Annotated in this window: 7 protein-coding genes and 1 rRNA gene; 1 reads left to right on the top strand and 7 read right to left on the bottom strand. The window is 74.8% G+C overall.

Annotated elements, in window-relative coordinates:
* Positions 1–256: 256 nt before the first annotated feature.
* Genes recN through ASF50_RS09270 form a run of 5 tightly spaced genes read right to left on the bottom strand, consistent with a single transcriptional unit; the run spans position 257 to position 5,177 of the window.
* Complete coding sequence (gene recN, locus ASF50_RS09250) at positions 257–2,029, bottom strand: DNA repair protein RecN (RefSeq protein WP_056904129.1); 1,773 nt, start codon at positions 2,027–2,029, stop codon at positions 257–259.
* A complete protein-coding gene (locus ASF50_RS09255; protein WP_056864525.1) occupies positions 2,022–2,993 on the bottom strand; it encodes an NAD kinase in 972 nt (323 codons plus the stop codon). Before ASF50_RS09255 ends, recN begins: the two co-directional genes overlap by 8 nt.
* Entirely contained in the window at positions 2,990–3,832 is an 843-nt protein-coding gene (locus tag ASF50_RS09260) for a TlyA family RNA methyltransferase (protein ID WP_056904130.1), read from the bottom strand. The genes ASF50_RS09255 and ASF50_RS09260 overlap by 4 nt, the downstream gene beginning before the upstream one ends.
* 4 nt (positions 3,833–3,836) lie before the next feature.
* Positions 3,837–4,205, bottom strand: a complete 369-nt coding sequence (locus tag ASF50_RS09265; RefSeq protein ID WP_056904131.1) for a hypothetical protein — start codon at positions 4,203–4,205, stop codon at positions 3,837–3,839.
* 9 nt (positions 4,206–4,214) lie between these two features.
* Positions 4,215–5,177, bottom strand: coding sequence for an HAD-IIA family hydrolase (locus ASF50_RS09270; protein ID WP_156718182.1), 963 nt, complete (start codon positions 5,175–5,177; stop codon positions 4,215–4,217).
* 168 nt (positions 5,178–5,345) lie between these two features.
* On the opposite strand from ASF50_RS09270, the gene ASF50_RS09275 reads away from it, so the two are divergent.
* Positions 5,346–6,470 carry a DUF1015 family protein gene (locus ASF50_RS09275; RefSeq protein ID WP_056904133.1) on the top strand — a complete coding sequence of 375 codons (1,125 nt, stop codon included), beginning with the start codon at positions 5,346–5,348 and terminating at the stop codon, positions 6,468–6,470.
* Here the strand turns inward: ASF50_RS09275 and ASF50_RS09280 are convergent.
* Positions 6,445–6,816, bottom strand: coding sequence for a single-stranded DNA-binding protein (locus tag ASF50_RS09280; RefSeq protein ID WP_056904134.1), 372 nt, complete (start codon positions 6,814–6,816; stop codon positions 6,445–6,447). The two genes, ASF50_RS09275 and ASF50_RS09280, sit on opposite strands and share 26 nt — an antisense overlap.
* A gap of 201 nt (positions 6,817–7,017) precedes the next feature.
* A 5S ribosomal RNA gene (gene rrf / locus ASF50_RS09285) occupies positions 7,018–7,127 on the bottom strand.
* Between the last annotated feature and the right edge of the window lie 181 nt (positions 7,128–7,308).

Here is a 7,308-nt window from a genome sequence, read left to right on the forward strand (position 1 = left end):
TCGCTCGCGCCGGTCGCTCGCGCCGGTCGGTCGCGCCGGTCGGTCGGTCGCGGCTCGGTGCCACCACCCGCAGGCACCACACGCCGACACCACACCGCCGTCACCACACCGCCGTCACGCCGGGCGCGAGGCCCGGCCACGGTCACGGGCCCTTCGCGGCCAGCTCGCGTCCCCGGTCGCGACCCGGTCGTCGGTCCCGTTCAGGACCTTGCGACCCGACGACGACCCCACGGCGACCCGGGATCGCGGTCGGGCCTCAGCCGACGGGCAGCGCGCGAGCCGGGCCGGCCACCTCGAGGAGCTCGCGGGCGTGCGCCAGCGCGGTGTCCGAGCCGGTGAGTCCGGCCATCATGCGCGAGAGCTCGCGCTCGCGCTGGGTGTCGTCGAGCACCGCGAGCCCCGAGCTGGTGACGGTGCCGTCGTTGGACTTGCTGACGACCACGTGGCGGTCGGCGTACGCCGCGACCTGCGGCAGGTGGGTCACCACGAGGACCTGGGCGTCGCGGGCCAGGCGGGCCAGGCGCCGCCCGACCTCCACGGCGGCCGTGCCGCCGACGCCTGCGTCGACCTCGTCGAAGACGAACGTCGGCACGGGGCTGGTGCCGGCCAGCGCGACCTCGAGGGCGAGCATCACCCGCGAGAGCTCGCCGCCCGAGGCACCCTTGTGCAGCGGGCGCGGCTCCGAGCCGGTGTTGGCCGCGAGCAGCAGGTCGACCTCGTCGAGGCCCGACGGGGCGTAGCGCAGCCAGCGCTTCCCGACCCGCAGCGGCGTGCCGACCCGGGCAGGGTCACCGGTCTCGGCCGGGGCCTCCACGGCGTGCTGCCTGACCTCGACGACGACCCGCGCGTGCGGCATGGCCAGCATGCCCAGCTCGCCGGTGACCGCCTCGGCCAGCCGTGTGGCGGCCTCGCCGCGCAGCTGCGAGAGCCGCAGTCCGAGGTCGGCCAGCTCCTCGCGCAGCTCCGCGCGCTCCTGGCGCAGCTGCTCGACGCGCTCGTCGGTGCCGTCGAGGTCCAGCAGCCGGCGCGCTGACGTCTCGGCCCAGGCCAGCACCTCGTCGATGGTCTCGCCGTACTTGCGGGTCAGCGCGGTCAGCGCGGCGCGTCTCTCGGAGACCGCGGCCAGCCGTGCGGGGTCGACCTCGACCCGGGTGGCGTAGGAGGCCACGTCGGCGGCCAGGTCGGAGAGCAGGTAGGAGATCTCGCCGAGCCGGTCGGCCAGTCCGGCGGCCTCCGGGTCGTGGGCGCGCACCGACTCCAGCGCCGAGCGGGCGGCCGTGGTCGTCGCGAGCGCGTCGGGCGCGCCGTCCTCGCTCGAGAGCGCCTCCCGGGCCTGCTCGGCGGCGGTCCGCAGGGTGTCGGAGAAGCCCAGCCGGGTCTCCTCGGCGGCCAGCGCGACGTCCTCGCCCACCTCGGGCGAGACGGCCTCGACCTCCCCGAGCCCGAAGCGGAGCAGGTCGGCCTCGCGCGCCCGCTCCCGGGCGCTGGTGACGACCTCGACGAGCTCCGTCTCCACGGCCCGCAGCCGCTCGAAGCACGCCGTGTACGCCGCCGCGGCACCGGCCACGGCGTCTCCGCCGAAGCGGTCGAGCGCGTCGCGCTGGGCCCTCGGCTGCAGCAGGCGGTGCTGGTCGGACTGGCCGTGCACGGCGACGAGGGGCTCGCTGACCGACGCCAGCGTCGAGACGGGCACCGAGGCGCCGCCCACGAAGGCCCGCGAGCGGCCCTCGGCCGAGACGTTGCGGGCCAGCACGACGTGGCCGTCCTCGACCTCGCCACCGGCGTCCTCCACCGACGACGCGAAGCCGCTCAGGCCGTCGACCCTCACCAGCCCCTCGATCCGGGCCGAGCGGGCACCCGTGCGCACGGCGCCGCTGTCGCTGCGCCCGCCCAGCAGCAGGCCCAGGGCGGTGACGATCATGGTCTTGCCCGCTCCGGTCTCACCGGTGATGACGGTCAGGCCGGGGCCGAGCTCGAGCGTGGAGGAGTCGATGACGCCCAGGGAGCTGATCCGGATCTCCTCAAGCACGGTCGTCTCCCTTGCGTCGCCTCTCCGCGGCGCCGCGCCAGCCCTCGACGGGCAGCCCGAACTTGGCCACGAGACGGTCGGTGAAGGGCGCCTCGTGCAGGCGCACGAGGCGCATCGGCCGCTCGCCCCGCCGCACCTCGACCCGCGCGCCGGGCGGCAGCTCGACGGCTCGTCGCCCGTCGCACCACAGCACGCCCGAGACGCCGGTGCGCGCCAGCACCTCGACGGCCAGCACCGACGTGGGGGCCACGACCATCGGGCGGGCGAAGAGGGCGTGAGCACTGATGGGCACCATGAGCAGGGCCTCGACGCCCGGCCAGACGATCGGTCCGCCGGCGCTGAAGTTGTAGGCCGTGGACCCGGTCGGGGTCGCGCAGACGACGCCGTCGCACCCCCACCGCGACAGCGGGCGCCCGTCGACCTCGGCGACCACCTCGAGCATCCGCTCACGCGAGGCCTTCTCGACGCTGGCCTCGTTGACGGCGTAGGTGCGGGTGACGACCTCGCCGTCGACGTAGACCACGACGTCGAGGGTCATCCGGTCCTCGGAGGAGTAGCGCCGGTCGACGATGGCCGCGATCGTCGACTCGACGTCGTCGTGCTCGGCCTCGGCGAGGAAGCCCACGTGGCCCAGGTTGACCCCCAGCACGGGGGTCTGGCTGGCGTGGGTGATCTCGGCGGCCCGCAGGATCGTGCCGTCGCCCCCGATGACGAGGGCCAGCTCGCACCCGGCGCTGGGGTCGCGGTGCAGGTCGGTGATCTCGAGGTGGCCCGGGTGGCCCGGGTGCTCGTCGGCGGTGAGGCCCAGGTCGTCGGCCTCGCCGGCGAGCAGGCGCACGACGATCCCGTTGCTGGTGAGGGCCTTGCAGAACTCCAGGGCGACCTCGCGGGCCTCCTCGCGCCCGGTGTGGGTCAGCATGAGCACACGGCGCACCGCCGGGTCGGCGCTCGGGGAGTCACTCATGGCTCCACCCTCTCACCCGCCACCCCCAGCGGCGCCGCGGTGGTGACGACGGTGTGGATCGCGTCCTCGTCGACCGTGGCCGGGCCGTGGCGCAGCCAGAGGAAGAACTCCACGTTGCCCGAGGGTCCCGGCAGCTGGCTGGTCGTCACGGCCCGGGCCCCCCAGCCGCGCGCGGCCGCCGCGGCGGCGACCGACTGCACCGCCTCGGCGCGCAGCTCCGGGTCGCGCACGACCCCGCCCTTGCCCACCCGCTCCTTGCCCACCTCGAACTGCGGCTTCACCATCAGGGCCAGGTCGCCGTCGGGCCGGGTCACCCGCAGCAGCGCGTCGAGCACCAGCTCGAGGGAGATGAACGACAGGTCGCCCACCACGACGTCCACCGGGTCCCCGACCAGCGGCAGGTCGAGCTCGCGGATGTTGGTGCGGTCGTGCACGACGACCCTCTCGTCCTGGCGCAGGGGCCAGGCGAGCTGGCCGTAGCCGACGTCGACGGCGAGCACCTGGGCCGCGCCGCGGCGCAGCAGCACGTCGGTGAAGCCCCCGGTGGAGGCCCCCGCGTCCAGGCAGCGCCGGCCCGCCACGTCGAGGCCGAGCGGCGCGAGGTCGTCCAGGGCGCCCGCCAGCTTGTGGCCGCCGCGCGAGACGTAGTCCGGTCGGTCGTCGGAGGCCTCCGCGACCACGATGGCCACGTCGGTGGTGACGCCGGTGGCCGGTTTGCGGGCGAGCGCGCCCGAGACCTTCACACGACCGGCGGCGATGAGCTCGCTGGCGTGCTCGCGCGAGCGGGCGTGGCCGCGACGCACGAGCTCCGCATCGAGGCGCAGTCGACGAGGGGGCACGGCGTCACGCCCCGCCGTCGGACCGGGGCGAGGCCCCCAGCCCCGGACGGGGTACGCCGGTCGCGCCGGGCCGCGGACCGGGCGCACCTGCCCGACCCGGCGACCAGACCCCGGGCCCCGGTCGCTCCGCCGTGACCGGCACGTCGCGCGCGGCGCCGTGCGCACCTGCGGCCGGGTCCGGGCCGAGCAGCCCGTCCACGTCGTCCAGCGCTCGGCGCAAGCGGTCGTGGGCGTCCCCAAACACCGCGACGTGCTCGGCGACGGGTCGCCCGTCGAGCCGGGTGACGGCCTCGACGACCTCGTCGACACCGGCCACCCCGGTCGGGGCGTGCTCCTCGCTCAGGGGGGCGCCGGCCCCGGGGGTGTGGCTCATGGCGCGAGGCTACCGTCGCTCCGCGCCCGGGGCCCGCAGCCGGTCGACGCCCACGGGTTCTCCGCCCGCGTCGAGGTGTTCCCACGCGGCGGTGGCGACCACGCGCCACCAGTCGTCCGGCGACCCGTCGCCCTCCACCACCAGGTCGGCGGCGCCGTCGACCTGCGCCGTCCAGCCGCCGCACTCCACCGTTGCGTCGTTCCGGGTGGGCTCCGGATGGGCCTGCAGCAACCCGGAGAGGTCCGCCGCGAGGTAGGTCGGTCGCTCCCGGGGCCGTGCCGCCACGAGCTCGGCGAGGCCGGTCACACCGGTCATCACGAGCAGTGCGGGCATGTCGACGCCGACCGCGCCCTCGATGTCGGTGTCGAGCCGGTCCCCCACCATCAGCGGCGTGGCGCCCCCCACCCGGCGCACGGTCTCGTCCAGCAGCGGGCGGGCGGGCTTGCCCGCGACCACCGGGTCGACCCCGGCGAACCGGCTGAGCGTCTCGACCAGCACCCCGTGCCCGGGCGCCGTGCCGTAGGCCGTCGGGATGCTCATGTCGGTGTTGCTGGCCACCCACCACAGCCCGTCGCGCACCCGCACCGCGGCCCGCATGATGTCGCGCCAGAGCACGTCGGGGCCGTAGCCCGTGGCGAGCGCGTCGGCCTCGTCGTCGATGCCGACGGGCTCCAGGCCCTCCTCGCGCAGCGCCTCCAGCAGCCCGTCGGCTCCCAGGGCCGCGACCCGCGCTCCCGTGCCCAGCCGGTCCACGAGCACGCGCGCGGCGGCCTGGGCCGACGTGACCACGTCCTCGCGCGCGGCGTCCACACCGAGCTCGGTCAGGTGAGCGGCCACGGTCTCGGGTGTCCGTGAGGCGTTGTTGGTGATGAAGGCGATGCGCTGGTCCCGCTCGCGAGCGGCTGCGATCGCCTCGGCCGCCCCGGGCACCGCCTCCCCACCGATGTAGACCACGCCGTCGAGATCGAGCATGGCCAGGTCGTGATGGTCGCAGAGAGCTCGATCGGTCCCACGCAGCATGGTGCACCCCTCGGTCGTGGCCGGCCCCGGCCGGCGGTCGCCACCGGCCCCGCGCGGGCCGGTGGGCCCAGCCTGCCCGGTGGTCCCTGGACCGGCAGGCCCGCCCCCTACGATGCGCAGATGGAGCGCTCCGGCACGGTCACCCCGCCGTACGTCGCCGGACCCCTCCACCTGGGGCCCTTCCGGGCCCTGCGGATGGCGCCCCTGCGGGTGGGCGATCCCGCGACCGCGCGCACCTTCGGCCGCTCCCAGCGCAAGGTGCTCGACCGGCTGGCGCGCTGGGAGGAGCACGGACAGGTCGCGCGCGACCGGGTGCCTGCGCTCTACGTCCACGAGTACACCGCCGCCGGCCTCACCGTCCGCGGCGTCGTGGGCGTGCTCGACCTCTCGCGTCGCGCCGTCCTCCCCGCGGAGCGCGCCGTGCTCCCCCACGAGGGCGTCCGCCCCGCCCAGGCCGACGACCTGGCCGACAAGCTGGCCGAGATCCGCCTCCACCCGGCGCCCATCCTCCTGGTCCACCGCGCCTCCGAGACCCTGCGCTCCCTGACGCGGAGCCAGGTGGCCCGGCGCCCCACCCACGCCTTCCGGGACCGCGTCGGGCAGGAGCACCGGCTGTGGGCCGTGACCGACCCCGACGAGATCGCGGCGGTCCAGCGCGAGGTGGCCCCCAGTCGCGTCCTCATCGCCGACGGGCACCACCGCTACGCCGCCTACCTCCGCCTCCAGGCGCGCGACCCGGGCGGCGCCGCCGACCACGGCCTCGTCATGCTCGTCGACCAGACCGACACCCCGCTCCACCTCGGTGCCATCCACCGTGTCGTCCAGGGCGTCTCCCTGCCGGAGCTGACCCGCGCCGTCACCAGCATCGGTGGCGCCGGCGAGCGCGTACGCCGCGCCGCCGCCCTCGACCACCTCGGCCCCGACCACCTCGTGGCCACCGACGGCGAGCACTGGAGCGCCCTGACCCTCCCGACCGGCTCCGGCCGCTCGGCGGTCGAGCTCCTGCACGAGGCCGTCCTGCCGTCGCTGCCGCGCAGTCCGCGCTCCGTGGACTACCACCACACGGCCGAGAAGGCGGCCGCGGCCGCTCGGCCCGGCAAGGCCGTGGCCGTGCTCCTGCCCGCGCCCGACGTGGACCACGTGGTCGCTGTCGCCGCCGACGACCGGCTGCTCCCCGAGAAGGCCACGTCCTTCCAGCCCAAGCCGAGCCCCGGGGTGCTCATGCACTCGCTGCTCGACGGATGAGTCGGGCCTCGGCGACCTCGATCTCGACCCGCGACGAGGCGGCCGCGCCCTGACGGAAGAACCGGCGGCGCACAGCGCCGCGGACCTCCACGACGTCGCCGGGCGACCAGCGCGACACCGTCCGGCGGGTCCGCGCCGACCAGGCGCTGCAGTCGAACGTGTCGACCTTCTGCTTCGAGCCCGTCACACTGCCCGCACGATCCACCACCAGGCGCACCGAGCAGACGGGATCGCCACTCGGGAGCTCGCGCACCACCGCCTCGCCCGACACACGGCCCACGAGACGGACCTCGTTGACCGGCGCCACGTCGTCCCCTGCAGGGACCGCTTCCTTGCTGCGTGCCATCACCCATCACCTCCGGCACCACCGTGGCGCGTTCAAGGCACGCGCACCGCGCCGCACCACGCAGGTGTGGACAGGTGACCGTCGTGATGGCCCTGGGGACGATCAGTGGGCCGTGCTGCCGGTGCGGTCCAACGGCTGAGAGGTCCTGAAATGTCTTGTGGGGCCACCCGGTAACAGGTGACCCCACAAGCACTAAGAATTGTCCGGCGGCGTCCTACTCTCCCACAACCTCTCGGTTGCAGTACCATCGGCGCTGAAACTTCCGGGTTCGGGATGGGACCGGGTGTTTCCCTTTCGCTATGGCCGCCGTAACTCTTGCGAACCCACACCACCACCACAAGCGGGCGGGTGTGGATCCAAGCCATTATTCACATGTGTATGTGATGTGTTGTGTGACTGGTTCGTGGACGCGAACATACGCTGCAGATACAGGGCACTAGACCTCTTTGTAGGTCTTGTTGAATGAGTGTAAGACAAGCCCTCGGCCTATTA

Origin of the sequence: Nocardioides sp. Leaf307 (genome assembly GCF_001423135.1) — a bacterium.
GTDB lineage: Bacteria > Actinomycetota > Actinomycetes > Propionibacteriales > Nocardioidaceae > Nocardioides > Nocardioides kribbensis.

Coding starts and splice junctions, on each gene's coding strand:
- ASF50_RS09255 (WP_056864525.1), bottom strand. CDS start 2,993: ATGAGTGACTCCCCGAGCGCCGACCCGGCGGTGCGCCGTGTGCTCATG.
- ASF50_RS09265 (WP_056904131.1), bottom strand. CDS start 4,205: ATGAGCCACACCCCCGGGGCCGGCGCCCCCCTGAGCGAGGAGCACGCC.
- ASF50_RS09270 (WP_156718182.1), bottom strand. CDS start 5,177: ATGCTCGATCTCGACGGCGTGGTCTACATCGGTGGGGAGGCGGTGCCC.
- ASF50_RS09275 (WP_056904133.1), top strand. CDS start 5,346: ATGGAGCGCTCCGGCACGGTCACCCCGCCGTACGTCGCCGGACCCCTC.
- ASF50_RS09280 (WP_056904134.1), bottom strand. CDS start 6,816: ATGGCACGCAGCAAGGAAGCGGTCCCTGCAGGGGACGACGTGGCGCCG.